This window comes from Nonomuraea wenchangensis (assembly GCF_900111685.1).
Lineage (GTDB): Bacteria > Actinomycetota > Actinomycetes > Streptosporangiales > Streptosporangiaceae > Nonomuraea > Nonomuraea wenchangensis.
Genome location: NZ_FOHX01000011.1, coordinates 157,594 through 175,828, shown reverse-complemented (window position 1 = coordinate 175,828; position 18,235 = coordinate 157,594). Strand labels below are relative to the sequence as shown.

Below are 18,235 nucleotides of genomic sequence, written 5' to 3'. Positions count from 1 at the left end.
ACGGGCCAGGCTCGGAGGCATGTTGAGAGGAATCCACGTGCCGCTGGTCACCCCGTTCACGCCGGAGGGCGAGGTGGCCGCCGACGCCGTCGAGAAGCTCGCCTCCCAGGTCCTGGACGACGGCGCGGCCGGGCTGGTCGCGCTCGGCACCACCGGCGAGGCCGCCGCGCTCGACCCGGACGAGCGGGCCCTGGTGATCGAGACCTGCGCCCGCGTCTGCGCGGGGCGCGGCGCGCTGCTCACGGTGGGGGTGAGCGGGAGCGACACCCGCGCGACGGCCCGCGCGCTGCGCGCCCTGCCGGAGGGGGCGGGGGCGGCGCTGGTGACCGTCCCGTCGTTCCTGCGGCCCGGCGAGCGCGGCGTCGAGGCGCACTTCACGGCGCTGGCGGAGGAGACGCCCGTGCCGCTGGTGATCTACCACATCCCCTACCGCACCGGGCAGCAGGTGGGGGCGGCGACGCTGCGCCGGCTGGGGGAGCACCCGATGGTCGCCGGGGTCAAGTACGCGACGGGCGGCCTCGACCAGGACGCGCTCGACCTGCTCGGCGACCCGATCGACGGGTTCGAGGTGCTGTGCGGCGACGACCTGTACGTCTCGCCGATGCTGGCGCTGGGCGCCGCGGGCGGCATCCTCGCCTCCGCCCACCTGCGCACCCGCGAGTTCGCCGACCTGGCGGACGCCTGGCAGGCGGGCGACGTGCCCCGCGCCCGCGCGCTCGGGCACCGGCTGGCCGCCCTGTCGGCCGCGCTGTTCGCCGAGCCCAACCCGACCGTGCTGAAGGGCGTCCTGCACGCCCGGGGCCTCATCCCGACCCCGGACGTACGGCTGCCGCTGCTGCCCGCGAGCCCCGAATCGGTCGCCGCGGCCCTGTAGAGCGTCAGGCGCGGCCGGCCTCCCTGATGGCCGTGCCGACCTCGCCCACCCGGTCGGCCAGCAGGCCGATCGCGCCCACCGTACGGGTGGCCGGGTCGTCCTCCGCGCCACCGAGCGCCTTCGCCTTGAGGTAGGCGCGCTTGATCTCCGCCCACCTCTCGGCCCGCGCCGGGGTGAGCCTGCCGCGCAGCTCGGCCAGCTTGAGCAGGTTCGCCTCGGCGTCGGAGGTGAGCGTCTGCGCCTCGCCCAGGTAGTGGTCGTCGATCACCGACTCCAGCTCGTCCTCGTTCATGGCGGGTACGATCCGCTCGGCCAGCTTGTTCATGTTCCGGTAGGAGCCCTGCAGCCGGTACGGCGGCTCGGTCCGGGCCGCGTCCGACTGGCCCGCCGAGGCGATGTACGCCCGGTTGTTGGCCAGCACGACCTCCTGCACCCGGGTCAGCTTGGCGAGGACGGACAGGATCTGCTCCAGCTCCGGCTTGGTGTACGGGTGCCGGAGCTGGTCGGGCCGGACCGCCGGGTCGCCCTTCGCCAGCCGGATCAGCAGCTCCACGTCGGCGTGGTCGCGGCCGGCGAGCGGGGCCAGCACCGGGTTGCTGGTGAGCGCGTTGTCGACGTAGCTGAGCGCGAACAGCTCGTCCCTGCCGGACAGCACGTCGCCCAGGTTCCAGACGTCGGCCCGGTTGGCCAGCATGTCGGGGATGCGGAAGCGGCGGCCCGACTCGGTGTACGGGTTGCCCGCCATGCAGACCGCGAACCGCTTGCCGCGCAGGTCGTAGGTGCGGGTGCGGCCGTTCCACACGCCCTCGATGCGGCGCTGGGCGTCGCAGAGCGAGATGAACTTCTGCAGCAGCTCCGGCGAGGTGTGCTGGATGTCGTCGAGGTAGAGCAGCGTGTTGTTGCCCGTCTCCAGCGCGAAGGAGATCTTCTCGACCTCCTGCCTGGCGGTGGCGTCGGGGGCCTCGGCCGGGTCGAGCGAGGTGACCCGGTGGCCGAGCGCGGGGCCGTTCACCTTGACGAAGACCAGGCCGAGCCGGCTGGCGACGTACTCCATGAGCGTGGTCTTGCCGTAGCCGGGCGGCGAGATGAGCAGGAGCAGGCCCATCTGGTCGGTGCGCTTGCCCGCGCCCGCCGCGCCGAGCTGCTTGGCCAGGTTGTCGCCGATCAGCGGCAGGTAGACCTCGTCGAGCAGGCGGTTGCGGACGAACGCGCTCATCACCTTCGGCCGGTACTCGTCCAGGCGCAGCCGGGCCCGCTCGCCCTCGACCAGCTCGGTGCGGCGGCGCTGGTACGCCCGGAAGGCCGGCACCCGCTCCTCACGGAAGCGGCGGGTGCGCGGCAGGAACTCCTCCAGCCGGATCTCCAGCGCCCGGTTCCTGACGCGGGGATGGGTGCCGAGCAGGCCGGTCACCGTGGCGGTGGTGGCGGCGCTGGAGTCGTGGCGCGGCAGGTCGCCGCAGAGCAGCACGGCGACGGCCTCGGCCGTCTCCGGGCCCTGGTGGTAGGCGGTCAGCCAGGCGTGGGCGAGCTGCACCCGCTCGGGGAGCGGCACCGCCTTCAGGTCCTCCTCGAACTCCCGCGTCCCGGCCTGGCCGAGGCCGGCGCGGAAGCCGTCGAGGACGTCGCGGGCCGCCTTGCTGGTCACGAACCCGTCCGGGCCGCTCCCCAGCTCCTCGACCAGGTACTCGCCGGCCGCCCCCGCGCCTTCCGCCGCACCGGTACGCAGCTCCGCCACGAAGGCGGCGATCAGCTCGCCGAGCTCCCCGGCCAGGGCGTCCAGCGCGGGCGTGGGGCCGAACAGGTCGCGGGCGCGGGTCAGCGACACGGCCCGGGTGGCGAATGTTTTACGTGAAACCTCGTCGGTCCCGAACGCCCAGAAGAGCTGGGCGAGGGCCCGCGCCTCCGGCGGATGCCGCAGCAGCCCCGCGTCCTCGCGCAGCCGGACCAGCACGTCCAGGATGGCGGTCGCGTCGTGGTCGTGGACGCCGCGCTCGTAGCCCTCGTCGTAGCGGGACTCGGCGGCCTGCCGTACGAGGTCGGCGAGCGACGCGCCGGGGGCGACGGCGGGCAGGAGCGAGGCGGCCAGGTGCTCGGCGCGGTAGACGTCGGCGGTCTCCGAGACGAGGAGCTGGTCCCAGAACGGCCGGGTGTCGGCGAAGGAGGCGGGCGTGGGGGAGCGGTAGTCGGTGCCGGTGATGGCGAAGTGCATGGTGCCGTCGTGCGGGACCAGCGTAAGGTCGATCGGCTGGGTGTTGACCGCGAAGCGGTGGTGGCCGAGGCGCAGCACCTCGCCACCGTCGGAGAACAGCTCCTGACGGTCCCGCAGGGCCCGTCCCGCCTCCTGCTGGGCGGCCTTGACCCGCCCGTCCAGCTCCTCGGCCCGTACGGCGTCGCCCAGCGACCGCAGCTCGCCCGCCGTCGAGCGCACCTTGGCCACCATGGGATCGGTGGCGAAATAGGTGTTGACCTCGTCCGGGGACGCCAGCGTCCCGAGCCGTCGGGTGATCGCCCCCAGCACCCGCTCGGCGGAGGCGAACAGCCGGTCGGCCCGCCGCGCCAGCTCGTCGAGCTGCGCCTGCTTGCGCGCCGAGAACGCCTCGTAGACGTCGTCCCGCTTGGCGGTGAGCTGCGCGGCGAAGTCGTCGAACTCCCCGAAACGCGACTCCAGGCCCTCCAGCCGCAGCATGAGCCGGCCGAGCTGCTCGTCGCACGCGGCGGGCGTGCCGGCCGCCGCCAGCGCCCCCGTCACGGCCTGCCCGAGCAGCGCGAACTCGGCGGCGAACGCGGCCCGCCCCTCGGTCCCCAGCAGCTCGCGCCGCCGCCCGTCGAGGAGGGCCCGCGCCCGGTTGACGCCGCCCAGGACCTCGGCGATGCGCGCCAGCACGGACGTGCGCACGGTCGCGTCGGCGATCTCCAGCGAGCCGACGACCTCGGTCACCACCTCCAGCCCCTCGGCCTGCTCGGCCAGCCGCTCGGCGACCGGCGCGGCCTCGGCGACCGTCGCGATCGCGGCGGCCTCGGCGGCCAGCCGCTCGACGGCCGCGTGGTAGGAGGTGAACGCGTCCGCGCCGGACAGGAAGCCCACCGCCCGCCGCCCGGTCGCGGCCAGCTCCTCGGCCACGGACTCCGACAGGGCGTCCAGCGCGGCCAGGTCGATGTGGCGGACCTCGCGCAGCGTCACCAGGTGGCCCTGCGCCCTGCGCAGCGCGGCGAGCGTGCTCACCCAGGCGTCGGCGCTCTCCGGGACGTCGGCGCGGGCCTGCCTGACCAGGTGGGTGGTCTCCTCCGTGGCCTGGTCGAGGGTGTCGCGGGCCTGGCGGGTGAGCTGCTCGACGTTCTCGTACTCGTCGAGGACCTGCTCGGCGGTGGCCCGTACGTCGGCGAGCGGCCCGTGCAGGCCGTGCTCGCCGAGCCAGTGGTAGGAGTCGAAGGCCCGCGCGCAGGCCGCGATCAGCCCCTCGAACGTCCCCGCCGACGGCGCCATCTCCTCGACCATCGTGGCCACGGACAGGCAGTCGGAGATGCCGCGCACCAGCTCGGCGTTGCCGATGCGCTCCAGCGGATGCCCGCCGGCGGGCTGGGCGGCGGCGTAGGTGTCGGAGACGTACGGCGTCTGCCACACCTGCATCGGGTGGACCCGGGTCGGCTCCTCGGAGGTGGCGCGGAAGACCACCATCGTGCCGTCGTCGAAGAGCGAGTACCCGTGACAGACGATGGGCGTGGCCACCTCCTTCCTGATCACGTTGTACGGCAGCAGCAGCGAGCGCCCGTCCTCCCGCGCGTGGAAGACGTACAGGACGTCCTCGCCGTTGGGCGACCGGACCACCCGCTCGAACTCCAGGTCGCTCACGTCCGTGTCGAACGTCCTGCTGACCCCGGTCGACAGGTAGTAGCCGCCGGGGAAGATCAGCCCCTGGTCCTCGGGCAGGCGCCGGCACGCCTGGCCGATGCCGTCGAGCCGGGCGACGGCCTTCGTGCGGGTGTTGAAGACCAGGTGCCGCCACTCGGTCTCCTTGTACGGCCGGATCCGCATGAGGATGAGCGGGCCCACGCGGGCGTACTCGACGTCGGCGTCGGCGAGGCTCTGCAGCGGCTCGCTGACCGGCTCGCTGTAGACGCCCGCGCCGGTCTCGGTGTTGTCCTCGACCTTGATCGTGAGGTCGCCGCCCACGGTCTCGACGAACACCTCGCCCTGGATCGAGATGTGCGGATGCCGGCCGAGTACGTGGTCGTCGCGGGTGGTCGGCGTCCACTCGAAGTCGTGCGACGGCGGGAAGACGTGGTCGCGCTCGCCCCGGTTGTCCATGTACGTCGGTACGCCGGCGGCGTCCACGGCCCAGCGCAGCACCCGCAGGTCGGCCGGGCCGGTCCGGAACACCGCCAGCAGCTTGCCGTCCACCCGGCGGAGCTGCTGGAGCCGGGTCTCCTTGTAGTAGCGGTAGAGCTCGGCGAAGTCCTTGGCGAACGCCGGATCGGCCAGCGCGTCCAGCCGGTCCGCCGCGAAACCGAAGCGGTCGCCGTCGCGGGTGAAGCGGTGCACGGCGAACACGTCGGCCACGCTCGTCTCGGGCTTCAGCCCGATGAAGACGTTGTAGCCGAACAACATCACACCGCCGACGGAGACGATGTCCCTGGGGACGCAGTTGTTCTCCGTACGGATGCGCTCGGTGCCGAGCAGGCGCAGCTCCGCGCCGCCGAACACCTTCAGCCGCTCCCCGTTGAGCGTCCCCGCTGCCGTCGCCAGGGCCTTGGCCTGGGCCTGGAGGCGGTTGCGCAGAACTTCGTAGGTCCCCGCCTCCAGCCCTGGTTCCGTCACGCTCACTTGGCCCCGGCCAGCGCGTTCACCGGGGAGTCGGCCACGCCGAGTCGGCGCGCGGTGTCCAGCAGCTCGCCCATGGCGCCGGCCTGCGGGCCGCCGTCCTGGATGAGCTTCATGAGCAGCGCGGAGACGGTGACGTTCTTCAGGTCCTCGGTGCGGATCCCGCCGATGACCTTCGCGAGGTCGGCGGCGATGCTGGCCTGCCCGTTGACGTACGGCGCCGCGAGCGCCGTGGCGACCTGCGAGTGCTCCACGAACCCGTCCACGGCCTTGCCCGCCGTGATCGAGCCGACGACCTTGTCGAAGAACGTCGACTCGCCGCCCACGATGTCGATGCTGGCGTTGGCGAGCCCGGCGGCTAGCACGCTCGCCTGCGACTCGGCCACCGAGCGGGAGACGTCGATGTGCTTGAGCCTGATCTCCTTCTCGGCCTCCAGGCGCAGGCGGTACTCCTCGTGCGCCCGGCTCGCCTCGTCCAGCGCGGCCAGCGCGGCGGCCTTCTCGGTGAGGCCCTCGGCCTCGGACTTCAGCTTCTCGCCCACCGCGGCGGCCTCGGCGGTCAGCCTCTCGCGCAGCGCGACGGCCTCGGCGCGGCCGACCTTCTCGATGGCCGCGGCGTCGCGCTCCTTGACCTGAACCTGGGCCAGCCCGCTCGCCGCGGCCTCGGCCTGGACGCCCTCGGCGAGCCGGATCTTGGCCCGCGCCTCCAGCTCGGCGGCCTGCTGACGGGACTCGGCCAGCACCAGCTCCTCGCGGGCCCGGAACTGCGCGGCGGCCTCGGCGGCCTCGGCGGCCTTGATGTCCTTGACCAGGTTCTCCTGGGCCTCGGCCTCGGCGGCGATGACGACCTGCTGGCGGGTGCGCTCGGCCTCCTCGACCACGCGCAGCCGCTTGATGGCCTCCTCCTGCTCGGCCACGGTCTTGTCGACGGCGACGCGCTCGCGGATGACCTCGGCGATGACCCGCTTCTCGGACTCGACCTCCTTGTCCTTGGCGATGCGCGACAGCTCGGTCTCCCGCTCGCGGGCGATGACCTCCAGGACGCGGTCCTTCTCGATGCGCTCGCTCTCGATGGCGATGACCCGCTCGCGGTTCTTCTCGGCGACGGCGACCTCGCGGGCGAGGTTCTCGCGCTGGACGCCGATCGACTCGTCGGCCTTGATGTTGGCGCTCTGGGCGCGCAGCCGCTCCTCGGCCTGGACGCGGGCGATCTCCGCCTCCTCGCGGGCCTTGACGGTCTCGATCTCGCGCCGCTGCTTCAGCTCGGCGTCGGCCTGGCGGCGCTGGAGCTCGAGTATGGCCTCGCGGGCGTCCACGTTCTGGCGGGTGATCTCCTTCTCCTCGCGGCGCTGGAACTCGTTCGTGCGGACGTGCTCGATGGCCGTCAGCTCGGTGATCTTGCGGATGCCCTGCGCGTCGAGGATGTTGTTCTTGTCGAGCTGGAGCATGCTGGTCTGCTCCAGGTAGTCGATGGCGGCGTCCTCCAGGCTGTAGCCGTTGAGGTCGGTGCCGATGAGCCGGACGATCTCGTCCCGGAACTCGTCCCGCTTGGTGTAGAGGTCGACGAAGTCGAGGTGCTTGCCGGCGGTCTTCAGCGCCTCCGAGAACTTCGCGTTGAACAGCGTCTGCAGCGTGGCCTCGTCGCTGGCGCGGGCGGTGCCGATGGCCTGGGCGACCTTGATGACGTCCTCGGCGGTCTTGTTCACCCGGACGAAGAAGGTGATCCTGATGTCCGCCCTGATGTTGTCCCGGCAGATCAGGCCCTCGCGGCCGGTCCGCTCGATCTCGATGGTCTTGACCGAGATATCCATGATCTCGGACTTGTGGACGACGGGCAGCACGACCGCGCCCGTGAACGTCACGTCCACCTTGTTGACTTTCGAGACGATGAGCGCCTTGCCCTGTTCGACCTTACGGAAAAGCCGGCCGATGATGACGATCAGGCCGATCGCAACAACCAGGACAACCGCTAGGAATACCCCGAACCCTGTCGAGATGACGTCCATCAAATCTCACTCTCATGAGGCATGACCAAGAAGAATTCGCCGTCTTTGTCGTAGTCGAAGATGAGGGCCCGGTCACCGCGGGACAGGCGGTCGGCGCCGGTCGTACGGACCTGCACGAGCGCGGTCGAGCCGTCGGCGGCGGCGACCTCGGCCTGGCCGAAGTCGGGGGTCGCCGAGCCGGTGCGGATGACGCACGGCTGCCCGACGAAGTCGCCGCGCGAGTGCCGGTCCCCGTCCGGGACCAGCCGGCGCAGCGGCTTGAGCAGGCCGCGGGTGACGAGCCAGGCGAGGCCGGCGGCGGCGAAGGGCACGGCGATCAGCGGGCCGCCGCTCACGACCTGGCTGCCGATCAGGCACAGCAGCCAGGAGAGCGCGATCAGCAGCGAGAGCGTGACGCCGGCCGGAGCTCCCCCGAGGCCCAGCCAGACGGCGTCGCCGTCGTCCAGCTCCAGGACGCCGGTCACCACGATCAGCCAATAACCGACGACCACCACGAGAAGGAAGCTGAAAACGACAGTCGGAAAACTCAACACCGTGCTGAAGAACTCGCCCATCTCGCCCCGTTGTGTCCATCCCCGTAGCTATGTCCAATGGACTATATCTATATAAAGTGCGAGTAAAGCGGAAAGTTCCCGAGATGGGATGCGAAGTCCAACGAGCTTGATCTCAACCAAGGTTGAGGTAGCACGCTGGTCCCATGAACGAGTCGATGAGGGCCGCGGCGTTCGCCGCGCCGGGCGGCCCCGAGGTGCTGAAGTTGATGGAGTTGCCGGCCCCGCAGGCCGGGCCGGGCCAGGTGCGGGTGCGCGTGCGGGCGGCCGGGGTGCAGCCCTTCGACGCGGCGGTACGAGGCGGCTGGCTGCCGCCCTACCTGGGCGAGGTGAGCTTCCCGCGCATCCCCGGCAACGAGTTCGCCGGGGTGGTGGACCAGGTCGGCGCGGACGTGCGCGGCGTGGCCGCCGGGGACGAGGTGCTGGGCTTCTCCCGGCTGTTCGCCTACGCCGAGTACATCGTGGTGCCCGCCACGGACGTCGCGCCCAAGCCGCCCGGCGTGCCCTGGGAGGTGGCCGGCGGGCTGACCTCGGGCGTGCAGACCGCCGAGCTGGCCCTCGACGAGCTCGGGCTGAAGGAGGGGGAGACGCTGCTCGTGCACGGCGCGGCCGGAGCCGTCGGCACGGCCGCCGTCCAGATCGCCCGCACGCGCGGCGTCCGGGTGATCGGCACCGCCCGCGAGGTCAACCACGACCACCTGCGCGAGCTGGGCGCCGAGCCGATCGTGTACGGCGAAGGGCTGGCCGCCCGGGTGCGGGCGCTCGCGCCCGGCGGCGTGGACGCCGCACTGGACGGCGCGGGGGGCCACGCGCTGGAGGTCTCGCTGGAGCTGGTCGCAGACCCCGGCCGCATCGTCACGCTGGTGGAGCACGGGCGGGCGGCCGAGCTGGGCGTGCGGGTGACGCGCGGTGAGCGCACGGCCGAGCGGCTGGGCCGCTACGCGACGCTGTACGCCGAGGGACGCTTCGTCTTTCCCGTGCGGCGGACGTACCCGCTGGCGGAGGCGGCGGAGGCGCACCGCGAGATCGAGACCGGGCACGGCCGGGGCAAGATCGTGCTGACGGTCTAGAGCCGGGGGCGGAGCGCGGCGGCGAGCGTCACGTGCGCCTCGTCGAGGTGGTCCGCCCCCGCCTCGACGTCCCACAGGGCGTTCTGGAGCACCCGGCCCAGCGTCCAGCGGGCCGCGCGGCCGGGGTCGAGGCCGAGCCCGGCCACCATCAGGTCGAAGCGGCGCAGCACCGCCCGCGCCACGTCGCCGGTCGCCACCAGGTCGTCCCACCGGTTGTGCAGCGCGGGCAGCAGGTCGAAGCCGGGGTCGCCGGCCAGCGGCTTGGGATCGATGGCCAGCCACGGCTCACGGTCGGCCGCCAGCACGTTGTCGTAGTGCAGGTCCCAGTGCAGCAGGCGGTCGCCGGGCTCGGCCACGACCTCGGCGAGCGCGTCGGCGCAGTGGCGTAGCAGGCGGCGGTCCGGCTCGCGCGGCAGCGCGGTCAGCGCCTGGGCCACGTCGTCCAGCATGTCCTGGGCGATGTCCGCCAGGCGGCGCAGGCCGGGCGGGGCCGGATGGCCGGTCAGGCGGGCGAGGAGGGCGGTGAGGATCTCCAGCGCCGCCAGGTCGTCAGGCAGCGCCGACAGCGAGCGCCCGGCGTGCAGGCGCTCCAGCAGCAGGGTGCCGGTGGCGGGGTCGTCGGCGAGCAGGCGGACCGCCCCGTCGCCGTCCCAGGCGCGCAGGCCCACGGCCTCGGTGGCGTTCTCGTCGTTGACCGGCTGCAGCTTGAGCGCGGCCCGCGTGCCGTCCGCGCGGATCACCGGCAGCACCAGGGACACCACGCCGTGGCCCGGCTCGCCGTCCGGCCGCAGCTCCCACTCCTCCAGGTAGCGCTCGGCCAGCGCGGGCAGCCCGGCCGACCAGGCGCGGCCGGCCTCGCCGTCCCACTTGACGTGCGAGGCGGTCAGCGCCTCAGGGACCACGATCCTCACGGGCGACCGGCCGCAGGGCGCAGGCCGTCGAGGACGAGCCCGAGGAGGTGGTCGCGCCGGGCGGCCAGCGACGGAGCCTGCTCGGCGATCCAGCCGAGGGCGTTGACCAGCGCGAACAGGTCGGTCGCCGTCACGTCGGAGCGGACCAGCCCCGCCTGCTGGGCGTTGCCCAGCAGCCGGCCCACGGTCTGCCGCATGGCGAGGCAGGAGGCGTGCAGCGAGGAGGTCTCGTCCTCCAGCGTCGCCATCACCGAGCTGGTGAGGCCCCGGTAGACGGCGGCGAAGGCGGCGTACTCGGCCAGCCATTCGGTCAGGGCGTCCGCCGGCGGGTGCGCGGTCTCCAGCGCGGTGGCCGTGGCGGCGAGCCGGTCGAAGCGCTCGCCGAGCAGCGTCTCCAGCAGCTCGTCCCGGGTCGGGAAGTGGCGGTAGAGCGTGCCGAGGCCGATGCCGGCGCGGCGGGCGATGTCGCGGAGCGAGGCCTGGGTGCCCTGCTCGGCGACGACGGCGTGGGCCACCTCCAGGATGCGCGCGTGGTTGCGGCGCGCGTCGGTGCGGGGAGCGCGGGGCTGTTTCTCCGTCACGTGATCCGTTCCCATTGTATGCGGAGCACTGCTCCGGTTATATTGCGGAGCAGTGCTCCACATCGTACCGAAAAGGACGTGACCATGCCGGAGAAGACGATGACCGCCGTCCGCGCGCACCGGGTCGGCGGGCCCGAGGTGCTGGTGCCCGAGGAGGTCCCGGTCCCCGAGCCGGGGCCCGGGGACGTGCTCGTGCGCGTCCACGCCGCCGGGCTCAACCCGCCCGACTGGTACGCCAGATCGGCCTACGGGATCATCCCCGAGGACCTGCGGCCGAAGCGCACCCTGCCCTTCACCCCGGGCACGGACATGTCGGGCGTGGTCGCCGCGCTCGGTCCCGGCGTCACCGAGTGGCAGGTCGGGGACGAGGTGTTCGGCCTGCTGCGCTTCCCCGAGGGCGGCGGCAACGCCTACGCCGAGTACACCACCTCGCCCGCCTCCCACCTGGCCCGCAAGCCGGCCGCGCTGGACCACGTCGAGGCGGCGGGCGTGCCGATGGCGGGGCTCACCGCCTATCAGTTCCTGTTCGACCTCGTCCGGCTCGAACCGGGCAGGACCGTGCTGGTCAACGGCGCGGCCGGCGGCGTCGGCCACTTCCTCGTCCAGCTCGCCAAGACGAAGGACGCCCGGGTGATCGGCGTCGCCTCGGGACGCCACGAGCGTTTCCTGCGCGACCTCGGCGTGGACGAGTTCGTGGACTACACGGCCACCGCCGCCGAGGACGTCGTACGCGGCGTCGACCACCTCTTCGACACCGTCGGCGGCCCGCACGGGCATCGGTTCCTCACGGTGATCAGGCGGGGCGGCACCCTCAGCCCCATCTTCCTCGGCGAGTATCACCCCGACCGCGCCGCCGAGCTGGGCATCACCTTCGTGTTCGGGCAGGTGCGCTCCGACGGCGCGCAGCTGGCGGAGCTGGCCCGCCTGGCCGACGCCGGCCGGCTGCGGGTCGGCGTCGACAGCGTCTTCCCGCTCGCCGACGCCGCCAAGGCCCACGAGCGGGCGGAACAGGGCCACATCCAGGGCAAGATCGTCCTGCGGGTGGCCTGACGGCCCGCCCTGGAAGTGCCAGGGGACCTGGGAGTGCCAGGGACCCTAGAAGTGCCAGGGGAAGGGCGACCAGTCGGGCTCGCGCTTCTCCAGGAACGAGTCGCGCCCCTCGGCCGCCTCGTCCGTCATGTAGGCGAGCCGCGTCGCCTCGCCCGCGAACACCTGCTGCCCGACCAGCCCGTCGTCGATCAGGTTGAAGGAGAACTTGAGCATCCGCTGCGCGGTCGGCGACTTGCCGTTGATCTTGCGAGCCCACTCCAGCGCCGTGCTCTCCAGCTCGGCGTGCGGCACCACGGCGTTGACCATGCCCATGCGGTGGGCGTCCTCGGCGGTGTAGGTGTCGCCGAGGAAGAAGATCTCCCGCGCGAACTTCTGCCCGACCTGGCGGGCGAGGTAGGCGGAGCCGAAGCCGCCGTCGAAGCTGGCGACGTCGGCGTCGGTCTGCTTGAAGCGGGCGTGCTCGGCGCTGGCCAGCGTGAGGTCGGACACGACGTGGAGGCTGTGGCCGCCGCCCGCGGCCCAGCCTGGCACCACGCAGATCACGACCTTCGGCATGAAGCGGATGAGCCGCTGCACCTCCAGGATGTGCAGGCGGCCGGTCGAGGCCGAGCCGTCGGCGTACTGGTAGCCGTCCTTGCCCCGGATGCGCTGGTCGCCGCCGGAGCAGAAGGCCCAGCCGCCGTCCTTGGGCGAGGGGCCGTTGCCGGTGAGCAGCACGCAGCCGACGTCGGTCGTCTGCCGGGCGTGGTCGAGCGCCCGGTAGAGCTCGTCCACCGTCTGCGGGCGGAAGGCGTTGCGCACCTCGGGGCGGTCGAAGGCGATCCGCACCGTGCCCTGGTCGACCGCCCGGTGGTAGGTGATGTCGGTGAAGTCGAATCCCTCGACCGCCTGCCACGCCTTGGGATCGAACAGCTCGGAGACCATGGCAGGAGCCTACTTGATCTGGCTCTCCGCCCACTCGGCCCACTCCCGCTGGACCTGGCTCAGGCGCAGGCCGTACTCCAGGGCTATGCGCCCGTAGCGGGACAGGTTGTCGGTGCCGCTCTCCACGAACGGCCGGATGTCCTCCATGTGCGCCAGCCGTTCGGCCGCGAGGTCGGCCTGCTCGCGCAGGTAGGCCCTGGCCCGCTCGGGCGGGATCCGCGCGAGGAAGAACACCCGGAGCAGCATGTCGCTGCGGTTGACCCGGGTCGGCTCGACGTCGGTGATCCAGCGGCGCAGCTCGGCCAGGCCGCTCTCGGTGATCGCGTACTCCTTGCGGCCCCGCGGCCCCTCCGCGGCCACCGTGACGAGGCCGGCGTCGGCGAGCTTGCCCAGCTCCGCGTAGAGCTGGCTCTGCGTGGCCGGCCAGGTGTTGGACAGCGAGACGTCGAACAGCTTCATCAGGTCGTAGCCGCTCGCGGGTCCCTCGGAGAGCAGTCCCAGCACGGCGTGTCTAAGGCTCATATTCCTATATTGACACGTCGAAGAAGGAGGGTCTAGCTTCGACCTGTCACAATAGGAATATCGGAAGGTTCGGGGACATGCGTGGTCTGCTCGGTTTTCTGCCCTGGATCGTCTACGCCGTGATCGCGACCGGCGACGAGTGGCGCTGGGGCGCCATCGCCGGCCTGGTCATCGCGGTCGGGCTCGTCCTGGTGGACCGGCGGGCCGGGCGCGACTGGGCCGAGATGGTCATCGAGACCAGCGCGGCGCTGTTCTTCGCCGGCCTGACGGCGCTGTCCCTGGCGGCCCCGCACTCGCCGCTCACGCCGTACGGGCCCGCGCTGGTCAACGTGTGGCTGGCCGGCACGGCCTGGGGCTCGCTGGCCATCCGGAGGCCGTTCACGCTGGGCATCGCGCGGGCCGCGACGCCCCGGGAGGTCTGGGACACGCCGCGGTTCCGCCGCGTCAACGTGGTCATCACCGCCGTCTGGGCGGTGGCCTTCACCGCCGCGGCGATCTCGCTGACCTTCGTCCTCGCGGCCGCACCGCACGCCACCACGCTGGTGGTCGCCGTCAAGGTGCTCTCGTTCGCGCTGCCCGCCGGCTTCACCGCCTGGTATCCGAAGCGGGTGCGGCGCCTGGCGGCTAGGTGACCTCGGCTCTCAGCTCGGCGAGCAGTTCGCCCTGGTCGGCGAGCATGTCGGTGAGGATACGGCGGGCGGCGCCGAGCAGATCGGCCAGCTCGGGCGTGGCCAGCGTGTAGACCACCGTGCTGCCCTCCCGGATGGCGCTCACGATCCCCGCTCTGCGCAGGACCGCGAGCTGCTGGGAAAGGCTCGACGGCTCGATGTCGATCTGGGCCAGCAGGTCCCTGACGGGTAGGGGCCCTTCCTGAAGAAGCTCCAACACTCTGATGCGAGCGGGGTGGCCGAGCGTACGGAAGAAGTCGGCCTTGGCCTGATAGACCTCCACGTGCATACTGCCCAGACTAATCCAGCGCAGTTGCATAATTCTTCAAGTCGTAACGTCGTTGGATAGTATGACGACGGGGACTAGGGAGTAGCCATGGGTCGAGGAAGAGCCAAGGCGAAGCAGACGAAGGTCGCTCGCCAGCTGAAGTACGCCAACCACAACATCGACTACGACCGGCTTCGCGAGGAGCTGGGTGCCGACACGCGGCGCGAGGAGCTTTACCCCTCCACGGTGTCGGAGCAGGAGTCCGAGCGCGGGCGATGACCCGCCCGGCCCGGCAGGGCGGGCGGGTGCCCGCCGAGCCGGAGCCGGGCGGAGTGTGTCCAGCGACACGCCCGGGCGCGCGTTTCGCGACACGCCCGGGCGTGACGTCGGCGGTTCATGGCGCGGTGTGACGGATGATCGCGGCGGCCAGCTCCGCGTGGACCGGGGGCGGCATCATGTGCCCCATCCCTTCGATCATCAGCAGCTCCGCGCCGGGGATCTGCTCGGCGATGAGCGCTCCGTGCCCGGGTTTGGCGGGCTCGTGCGTGCCCTCGATCACCAGCGTCGGCGCCTGCACCCGCCCGAGCACGCCCTCCGGCTCGAAGTCCGGGCAGGCGGCGTGCGCCAGGCGGTGGTTGACCACCGACGACAGGTCACGGGCCCGCTCCAGCACCCGCTCCTGGAGCCGGCGCTCGGCGTCCTCGTCGAACGGCAGCGCGGTGCCGTGCAGCACCCGTGCCTCGTCGATCATCCGCTGCACCTGCTCGCGCCGGTCCGCGGGCGGCGGCGCGGTGATCAGCTCGGTGTAGTACGCCACGAACTCCGGCCGGGGCGGCGGCAGGCTCCCCTCCGGCTGCGGCTGCCCGGTGAGCGCCCGCAGGATGGTCGCGCCCTCGTGCCCGCCCAGCGGCGAGGAGCCGATCACGGTGAGGGTGCGCACCCGCTCCGGCCGCTCCACGGCGATGAACTGGCCGAGCAGGCCGCCCGCCGAGTGGCAGACGAGATGCGCGGACTCCAGCCCGTACGCGTCCATCACCCGCAGCACGTCGTCCTTGATGTCGTGCCAGGTGTACGGCTGCTCGGCGAAGTCGAAGGTGGCCGAGCGGCCGGTGTCGCGGTGGTCGTACCTGATGACCCGGCGGCCCGCGGCGACCAGCCGCCCGACGAGCTCGTCCGGCCACAGGACGCCCTGTGACATCGACCCCATCACCAGCAGGATCGGCGGGTGCGCCGGGTCGCCGAACTCCTCGGTCCAGAGGTCCACGCCGTCGGTCTCGATCATGTTCGTTGTCATGGGCTCAACCTTGCCCGGCGCGGGCGCGCACGCCTTCAGTAGGACTACTGGCCTTCACCAGTAGCCGGGCCAGTTCAGTACGGGTCGTGACGCCCAGCTTGGGATAGGTCTTGTACAGGTGGTACTCGACCGTGCGCGGGCTGAGGAACAGCCGGGCCGCCACCTCCTTGCTGGAGGCGCCCTCCGCGACCAGCCGCGCGATGCGCAGCTCCTGCGGCGTGAGCACGGTCTCGGGATCGTCGGCCGCGGGCCGGGCCGCCGCCTCGCCCGCCGCGCGCAGCTCGCCGCGGGCCCGCTCCGCCCAGGGGGCCGCGCCCAGCCGCTCGAAGGTCTCCAGCGCCGCCCGCAGGTGGTTCCGCGCCTGGCCGGGCCGCTGCGCGCGGCGCAGCCGTTCGCCGTACAGCAGCGCGGTGCGCGCCCGCTCCACCGGCTCGCCGTGCCGGCGCAGCGCCTCCTCGAACAGCTCGGCGTCCGCGCCGGGGGCGGCGAGCAGGGCGCGGCAGCGGGCCAGCAGCGCCCGCGCCTCGTCGGTGACGGCGTTCGCGACCCACTGCTCGTACGCGGCCAGCGCCTCCGCCGCCGACTCGTGCTCGCCCGCCGCCAGGGCGGCCTCCACCCGGTCCGGGGTGGAGCGCCAGGTCACCGTGGGATGGCCGGCGCCGGGACCGGCCGTGGCGAGCGCCGCCAACCTGGCGTGCGCCGCCGCGTACCGGCCGAGGCCGAGGTCCAGGAGCGCCAGCGCGTAGCCGGCGACGCCCGCGCGCAGGCCGATCCGGTGCGGGACGGCGATGGACAGCGCCTCCTCCGCCAGGGCGCGGCAGCGCTCCTCCTCGCCGCGCAGCGCGGCCACGACGGCCAGGTTGGCGAGGTGGGCGGCCACGGAGTTGGTGTAGCCGGCCTCGCGGGCGAGCTGCAGGCCCTCCTCGGCGACGGCGGCGCTCTCGGCCAGGCGGCCCTTGAAACGCTCGCCCGTGGCCACGAACTCCAGCACGACAGGGAGCTGCCCCACCATCCCCGACACGCGGGCCGCGCGCCCGGCCCGCTCGACCAGCTCGGCGGAGACGTCGGCCTCCCCGAGATAGCTCGCCGCCGCCGACGCCCACAGCAGGTCCGCCGCCAGGGTCAGCTCGCCGGTACGGTCCAGCGCCCCGCGCAGCAGCTCGCCGCCGCTGCCGTCCTCCAGCATGGCGCCGATGCCGGCCACCACGTCGCGGAGGAAGCCGGGCGGGTGCGCCCGCGCCCGGCGGCCCAGCTCCACCATGGCCGGCACGTCGCCCACGTAGCCGGCGGCCTCGGAGGCGTCGGCCAGCATCTCGATGCCGCCGCCCGCCGCCAGGATCCTGACGGCCTCGGAGGCGTCGCCGCTGTTCAGCTCGAACCGGCCGCGGAGCTGCGCGATCTCCTCCAGCAGCCCGCCCTCCCCGTGCTCGGCGAGCTCGCGGGCCTCGGCGAGGTGGCTCTGGGCCTGGCCGGGGCGGCCGGCGAGCCAGGCGGCGGTGGCGGCGTCCTTGAGCCGTTCCGCCCTGCGCAGGGGGTCGGGGGTGAGCTCGGCGGCGCGGGCGAGTGCGGTGGCCGCGTCCCCGTGGCCGCCGCGCGTGCGGGCCCGCCCGGCGGCGGCGGCCAGCTCGGCGGCGACGGTCTCGTCCGGGCCCAGGGCGGCGGCGGCCAGGTGCAGGGCCCGCCGGTCGCCCGCCACCAGGCCGGCCAGGGTGACGTGCGCGGCCCGTACCTCGGTGGACGTGGCGGCGGCGTGCACGGCCGAGCGGACGAGGGGATGCCGGAACCGTACCGCCCCGTCGGCCACGGTGACGAGCCCGGCGGCCTCCACCTCGTGCAGCACCTCCCCGGCGGCCCCGGCGGCCCGTACGACGAGGGCGAGCTCCGCCTCCAGCGACGCGAGCAGCAGGAACCGCCGGGCGTCCGGCGACAGCCTGGCCACCTGCTCGCCGAACAGCTGCGCGCCCCCCGGCAGCGGATCCGGCAGGGGAGCCTGCCCGGCGAGCTGTGCCGGCGACAGCGCGGCCACGCCCTCGCGCAGCACGAGCGGGTTGCCGCCGGTCAGCGCCGTCAGCCGCCGTACGACGTCCGGCGCGACGGGCCCGCCGGCGGCGAGCAGGGCGGCGCAGCTCTCCTCGTCCAGGCCGCCGACCCGCAGCTCGGGCACGCCCTTGAGCAGCGCGTCCCCGCGTACGGAGAAGAGCACGGCGACGCGCTCGGTGCGCAGCCGCCGGGCCGCGAACAGCAGGGCGTCGGCCGAGGCCCGGTCCACCCACTGGACGTCGTCCACCAGGCAGAGGAGCCCGCTCGGCGCCGCCGCCTCGGCCAGCAGCGACAGCACCCCCGCCCCCACCAGGAACCGGTCGGAGTGCGGGGTGTCCGTGAGGCCGAGGGCCGCGGAGAGCGCGTCGCGCTGCGGACGCGGCAGCGCGTCCAGCAGGCCGGTGGCCGGGTGCAGGAGCTGGTGCAGGGCGGCGAAGGCGAGGTCGGACTCCGGTTCGATGCCGTCGGCGCGCAGCACCCGCATCCCGTTCGCGACCGCGAGGGAGGCGGCCAGGTCGAGGAGGGCGGACTTGCCCACGCCGGCCTCCCCGCGCAGCGCCAGAGCGCCGCCCTCGCCGTCGCGCGCCGAGTCGAGCAGGACCGTGACGGCGTTGGTCTCCGTGACTCTCCCGTACAGCACAAAAAGGACTTTATCCG

At 73.2% G+C, this 18,235-nt stretch carries 15 protein-coding genes; 5 read left to right on the top strand and 10 right to left on the bottom strand.

The annotated features are described in order from the left end of the window. Positions 1–19 precede the first annotated feature (19 nt). Positions 20–874: a dihydrodipicolinate synthase family protein gene (locus BMW85_RS30145; RefSeq protein ID WP_091088119.1), complete on the top strand. Its 855-nt coding sequence runs from the start codon at positions 20–22 to the stop codon at positions 872–874. A 4-nt stretch (positions 875–878) separates the two neighbouring features. On the opposite strand, the gene BMW85_RS30140 is transcribed toward BMW85_RS30145, so the two are convergent. Genes BMW85_RS30140 through BMW85_RS30130 form a run of 3 tightly spaced genes read right to left on the bottom strand, consistent with a single transcriptional unit; the run spans position 879 to position 8,193 of the window. Next, a complete protein-coding gene (locus BMW85_RS30140; protein ID WP_091088117.1) occupies positions 879–5,696 on the bottom strand; it encodes a DNA repair ATPase in 4,818 nt (1,605 codons plus the stop codon). Continuing rightward, positions 5,693–7,699, bottom strand: a complete 2,007-nt coding sequence (locus BMW85_RS30135; protein WP_091088115.1) for a flotillin family protein — start codon at positions 7,697–7,699, stop codon at positions 5,693–5,695. The genes BMW85_RS30140 and BMW85_RS30135 overlap by 4 nt, the downstream gene beginning before the upstream one ends. Continuing rightward, the gene (locus BMW85_RS30130) at positions 7,699–8,193 is read right to left on the bottom strand and encodes a hypothetical protein (protein WP_245775155.1); all 495 of its coding nucleotides are present in this window, start codon (positions 8,191–8,193) and stop codon (positions 7,699–7,701) included. Before BMW85_RS30130 ends, BMW85_RS30135 begins: the two co-directional genes overlap by 1 nt. Before the next feature lie 215 nt (positions 8,194–8,408). Here BMW85_RS30130 and BMW85_RS30125 point away from each other — a divergent pair, with 215 nt between their 5' ends. Continuing rightward, positions 8,409–9,320 (top strand): NADP-dependent oxidoreductase, encoded by a 912-nt coding sequence (locus tag BMW85_RS30125; protein WP_091088409.1) that lies wholly within the window; start codon positions 8,409–8,411, stop codon positions 9,318–9,320. On the opposite strand, the gene BMW85_RS30120 is transcribed toward BMW85_RS30125, so the two are convergent. Then, positions 9,317–10,231: an aminoglycoside phosphotransferase family protein gene (locus BMW85_RS30120; protein WP_091088110.1), complete on the bottom strand. Its 915-nt coding sequence runs from the start codon at positions 10,229–10,231 to the stop codon at positions 9,317–9,319. The genes BMW85_RS30125 and BMW85_RS30120 overlap by 4 nt on opposite strands. Continuing rightward, positions 10,228–10,812: a TetR/AcrR family transcriptional regulator gene (locus tag BMW85_RS51400; RefSeq protein ID WP_245775154.1), complete on the bottom strand. Its 585-nt coding sequence runs from the start codon at positions 10,810–10,812 to the stop codon at positions 10,228–10,230. Before BMW85_RS51400 ends, BMW85_RS30120 begins: the two co-directional genes overlap by 4 nt. An 84-nt stretch (positions 10,813–10,896) precedes the next feature. Between BMW85_RS51400 and BMW85_RS30110 the strand changes: the two genes are divergently transcribed. Beyond that, positions 10,897–11,862, top strand: a complete 966-nt coding sequence (locus tag BMW85_RS30110) for an NADP-dependent oxidoreductase (RefSeq protein ID WP_245775153.1) — start codon at positions 10,897–10,899, stop codon at positions 11,860–11,862. Positions 11,863–11,907: 45 nt separating this feature from the next. Here the strand turns inward: BMW85_RS30110 and BMW85_RS30105 are convergent, their stop codons facing one another. Then, entirely contained in the window at positions 11,908–12,786 is an 879-nt protein-coding gene (locus BMW85_RS30105; protein ID WP_091088105.1) for a 1,4-dihydroxy-2-naphthoyl-CoA synthase, read from the bottom strand. 9 nt (positions 12,787–12,795) lie between these two features. After that, positions 12,796–13,308, bottom strand: coding sequence for a PadR family transcriptional regulator (locus BMW85_RS30100; protein ID WP_091088103.1), 513 nt, complete (start codon positions 13,306–13,308; stop codon positions 12,796–12,798). Positions 13,309–13,385: 77 nt separating this feature from the next. Between BMW85_RS30100 and BMW85_RS30095 the strand changes: the two genes are divergently transcribed. Then, positions 13,386–13,940, top strand: coding sequence for a DUF3159 domain-containing protein (locus BMW85_RS30095; RefSeq protein WP_091088100.1), 555 nt, complete (start codon positions 13,386–13,388; stop codon positions 13,938–13,940). On the opposite strand, the gene BMW85_RS30090 is transcribed toward BMW85_RS30095, so the two are convergent. Next, positions 13,933–14,265, bottom strand: coding sequence for an ArsR/SmtB family transcription factor (locus tag BMW85_RS30090; protein ID WP_020542962.1), 333 nt, complete (start codon positions 14,263–14,265; stop codon positions 13,933–13,935). The genes BMW85_RS30095 and BMW85_RS30090 overlap by 8 nt on opposite strands. Before the next feature lie 87 nt (positions 14,266–14,352). Here BMW85_RS30090 and BMW85_RS52610 point away from each other — a divergent pair, with 87 nt between their 5' ends. Continuing rightward, entirely contained in the window at positions 14,353–14,523 is a 171-nt protein-coding gene (locus BMW85_RS52610) for a DUF3073 domain-containing protein (RefSeq protein WP_091088097.1), read from the top strand. 115 nt (positions 14,524–14,638) lie between these two features. Here BMW85_RS52610 and BMW85_RS30080 read toward each other — a convergent pair whose 3' ends face one another. Continuing rightward, positions 14,639–15,538: an alpha/beta fold hydrolase gene (locus BMW85_RS30080; RefSeq protein ID WP_245775152.1), complete on the bottom strand. Its 900-nt coding sequence runs from the start codon at positions 15,536–15,538 to the stop codon at positions 14,639–14,641. Between the two features lie 4 nt (positions 15,539–15,542). Next, on the bottom strand, positions 15,543–18,218 hold the full coding sequence (locus tag BMW85_RS52090; protein WP_091088092.1) for a helix-turn-helix transcriptional regulator: 2,676 nt from the start codon (positions 18,216–18,218) through the stop codon (positions 15,543–15,545). Positions 18,219–18,235: the final 17 nt, after the last annotated feature.

What these genes read in the sequence shown, in the direction of transcription:
- BMW85_RS30090 (WP_020542962.1), bottom strand. Translation starts at nt 14,265, where the DNA reads ATGCACGTGGAGGTCTATCAGGCCAAGGCCGACTTCTTCCGTACGCTC.
- BMW85_RS30110 (WP_245775153.1), top strand. Translation starts at nt 10,897, where the DNA reads ATGCCGGAGAAGACGATGACCGCCGTCCGCGCGCACCGGGTCGGCGGG.
- BMW85_RS52610 (WP_091088097.1), top strand. Translation starts at nt 14,353, where the DNA reads ATGGGTCGAGGAAGAGCCAAGGCGAAGCAGACGAAGGTCGCTCGCCAG.
- BMW85_RS30080 (WP_245775152.1), bottom strand. Translation starts at nt 15,538, where the DNA reads ATGACAACGAACATGATCGAGACCGACGGCGTGGACCTCTGGACCGAG.
- BMW85_RS30105 (WP_091088105.1), bottom strand. Translation starts at nt 12,786, where the DNA reads ATGGTCTCCGAGCTGTTCGATCCCAAGGCGTGGCAGGCGGTCGAGGGA.
- BMW85_RS30095 (WP_091088100.1), top strand. Translation starts at nt 13,386, where the DNA reads ATGCGTGGTCTGCTCGGTTTTCTGCCCTGGATCGTCTACGCCGTGATC.
- BMW85_RS30100 (WP_091088103.1), bottom strand. Translation starts at nt 13,308, where the DNA reads ATGAGCCTTAGACACGCCGTGCTGGGACTGCTCTCCGAGGGACCCGCG.
- BMW85_RS30145 (WP_091088119.1), top strand. Translation starts at nt 20, where the DNA reads ATGTTGAGAGGAATCCACGTGCCGCTGGTCACCCCGTTCACGCCGGAG.
- BMW85_RS30135 (WP_091088115.1), bottom strand. Translation starts at nt 7,699, where the DNA reads ATGGACGTCATCTCGACAGGGTTCGGGGTATTCCTAGCGGTTGTCCTG.
- BMW85_RS30125 (WP_091088409.1), top strand. Translation starts at nt 8,409, where the DNA reads ATGAGGGCCGCGGCGTTCGCCGCGCCGGGCGGCCCCGAGGTGCTGAAG.